Genomic DNA, 2,991 nt, shown 5'->3' on the forward strand with positions numbered 1-2,991 from the left:
CGCCGGGGAGCGGGGACCTGCATGGTCAATGCGTAGTCCTTCGTCGGCTTCGGGGAACAATGGAGCAGCCGTCCGTCCGGACGGCTGCTCCATTGTTCCCCGAAGCCGTGTTCACCGGGGCAGGATCATGTTCCTGCCCCTGCCCCTGCCCCTGGTTCGGCGAGCCGGGCTTCGAGGTCCGCGATGCGGCGGTCCTGGAAGCGGAGGTTGGAACGGACGGCCTGGAGGCGTTCGTCGAGGTGGCGGTTGTCGGCGGTGAGCTGCCGGACCCGTTGCTTGAGGCTGGTGTTCTCGGTGGTGATCCGCTGGATGGCCGCCTCGGTCCACTCTGTTTCCAAGTCGCGGATCTGGCCGAGGAGTTCGCCGATGCTGGTGCGCTGGGTGCGGATTTCGGCGTGGGCGGCCTTGAGAGCATCCTCTGCGTTCAGCGCGCGTTCGCGCCAGGTTGCCCCGCGTTCGTCGTCCTCTTCGACGAGCATCCCCGATCGTCGTTCGCCGGCCTCCGTCATCGCCGAAGCGATGGCGGCCCGGGCATCGGGGTTGTCATAGAGGAAGGTGCGCGAGACGTCCGCGCGGCGGGCGACGGCGGCGACGCTGACCTGGGCCTTCTCACGCCGCAATCGAGCGATGGCGTCGTGAACGCGCTGAAGGGCGGCACCGGTCTTCTGGCGACGGGCCGCCAGGGCCGCGGTCGTGCGTGGTGCGGGGGCGGTGGTCATGCGACGTCCCGTTCGGGGTCGGCGTCCTCGGCTGAGCACGTATCGCTGTACTCGCTCTTCTCCTCGACGCCAGCGTCGGCGACGTCGGCGGCCCGGAAGGCGGTGGACCACACGCGGTGGAAGTAGTCCTGGGGTTTGCGCAGGTCCAGAGCGAGGGCGTCGTCGAGGAGGCCGAGGCCGGCCAGGGCCTTCTCCAGGCCGTCGATGGCACGGGCAGTGGGCTCGAAGTAGCGGTGGAGGTAGTCGGCGGTGGCGTCGTCGGGGGCGCGCTCGGCCAGGAGCCGCCACTGCTCGCGCTTGCGCCGCCAGTAGAGGAGGTCGGCGCCCGAGAGGACGAACTTGTCGCAGTTGTGGCAGTCGAGGTTCCAGGGGCAGGTGCCGCCGTTGACGACGGGTTGGAAGGTGCAGAAGCCGCCCTCGGCGGGGGTGCTGCGGCGAGAGAGGTCGACTGCCAGGGCCTGGGCCTGCTCGTGGGTGAGCGGGGTGGTGTCGCTGGTGAGGAGTTCGCCAGGATGCGTGGTGCCGGGGCCGGCGACCCACACGTGCTGGAGGACGTTCTCCAGGTCCGACTGGGTCAGGTGGACGTAGTGCTCGGCCATGCGGTCGGAGACGTGGCCGAGGTAGCGGCGGATGTGGGTCAGGGTCGCGCCGTGCCGTAGCAGCCGGGTGGCCAGCGTGTGCCGGGCCTGGTGGGCGACGTAGTGACCGCCGAGGTCGAGGTCGGCGATCCAGGTGCGGAAGCCGGTGTGGAACCAGGTGTAGGACAGGGCGCGGCGGCCGTCGGGGTTGAGGATGTCAGTGGGGAACAGCGCCAGGTGGGCGCGCTCGGCAGCAGTGGGCGGGCGGCCGGCGCCCACGGCTGTCCCGTATCGGCGCCGTGCAGCTGGACCAGGAGCATGCCGTGCCCGGCGCCGCGCGGGTACTCGGTGGTGACGTACTCGAAGTAGGTGTGCACCATCGCGGGGCTGACCCGTTTGATCAGCCCGCCGGTCACGATGCCGTGCTCGACCCGCCAGGGGTGCTTGCTCTTGGCCTCGGCCCGGTTCGGATTACCGGGCCGGTGGCAGACATGCAGGTGAGGGGCGCGGCACTCGCCGCAGGCCGCGTCCTCCCGCAGGTGCAGGTCGACCAGGTGAAGTCCGCAGAGCTCGCCGATACGAAGCCCACCGTCGGCGAGCCAGGTGACAACCAGCCGGTCCCGGGCGGCGTTCACCGTCTCCAGCAGCCTCTCCCGAGCGCCCTCCGGAAGCATCTTCGGATGCCGGCGGTGCGGCCCCTTCGGCGCCAGCGGGTTGGTGGGCAGCGACGACTTCACATGCCCGAGGAACGAACGGCGCCGTTCCACCCGCGATGGCAGCCGCGACTTATCGAGCTTCCTGCCGAGTTCGCCGTTGATCCCAAGGGAGGACTGATGCAGGTAGAAGCCCTTCAGACAAGCTGCCGCGATCGACAATGCGGAGCGGCCATAGGGGCGCTTGCCGACCCGCCACGGCTCGCCGAGCGGCATGCGGACCTCGGCACCGAGGATGCCCATGTACCGTTCCAGATACCGCAGTTGGACCTCGGTGAAGGCCAGGCACTCCCGCTCCAGCCACCGCAGATGGTCCACCAGCAGATACGCGTACGTCCTCTGCGTTCCCGAACCATCATGCAGACGCAGGAACCGGTTCGCCTCCGTATGCACCGTCCCCTCGGGCCACACGATCGTCCACGAACGCCGCCCGTCCTTCCGCTCGATCTGCTGGACCCTCAGGTCCCCGACCACCTCATGCCGTGCCACTCGTCCTCCGTACCGACTCCAGAACATGACAGACGCCCCGGACAAGGTCGGTAAACAAGCCCAGAACGTGCTGGTCACAGTCCCAGGCGGACATCACGGGCAGGACTACCTGCGGTCGGTAAACTCGACGATGACCGGCGACCCGTTCTCGTCCAGCCCAAGCGAGTCGATCCTGCCCCCGTGGACCGGTCCCGTGCTGTACTCACTCGCCAGGAAACGAACGCCGAGCAAAGTCTCCTTGTGCGCCTCGACGAGACCCTGCACATCCGCCTCGACCTCAGCGAGACGCGGCGTGAGCTCGGCCACGCCGCCATTCGTCGTGTTCATGCCGTACAGCCTCAGGCCCGACACCTTCCTCTCCTCGGCTAGTGCTGTGACCGGGAAGGTTGGCCGGGTTGGCGGCTGGGGCGGTTGGATTGGCGGTCACGTCCGTTTCGATCGCTGGAGGTGCGAGTGGCTGAGCCTGTCCGTGTACGCCGACTCACCGATCAG

General features: G+C 68.7%; 2 protein-coding genes and 2 pseudogenes. All 4 read right to left on the reverse strand.

Annotated elements, in window-relative coordinates; translation table 11 throughout:
- Positions 1-125: 125 nt before the first annotated feature.
- The gene (locus NMK44_RS39320) at positions 126-719 is read right to left on the reverse strand and encodes a DUF6262 family protein (protein ID WP_254752544.1); all 594 of its coding nucleotides are present in this window, start codon (positions 717-719) and stop codon (positions 126-128) included.
- A pseudogene (locus NMK44_RS39325) lies at positions 716-1,468 on the reverse strand (tyrosine-type recombinase/integrase); the annotation flags it as partial. The gene NMK44_RS39320 and the pseudogene NMK44_RS39325, both read right to left, overlap by 4 nt.
- Positions 1,357-2,499 (reverse strand): integrase, encoded by a 1,143-nt coding sequence (locus NMK44_RS39330; RefSeq protein ID WP_254752546.1) that lies wholly within the window; start codon positions 2,497-2,499, stop codon positions 1,357-1,359. The pseudogene NMK44_RS39325 and the gene NMK44_RS39330, both read right to left, overlap by 112 nt.
- 120 nt (positions 2,500-2,619) lie before the next feature.
- Positions 2,620-2,826 (reverse strand): annotated as a pseudogene (locus NMK44_RS39335) (DUF5655 domain-containing protein); the annotation flags it as partial.
- Between the last annotated feature and the right edge of the window lie 165 nt (positions 2,827-2,991).

It is taken from the genome of Streptomyces cucumeris, assembly GCF_024295805.1.
GTDB lineage: Bacteria > Actinomycetota > Actinomycetes > Streptomycetales > Streptomycetaceae > Streptomyces > Streptomyces cucumeris.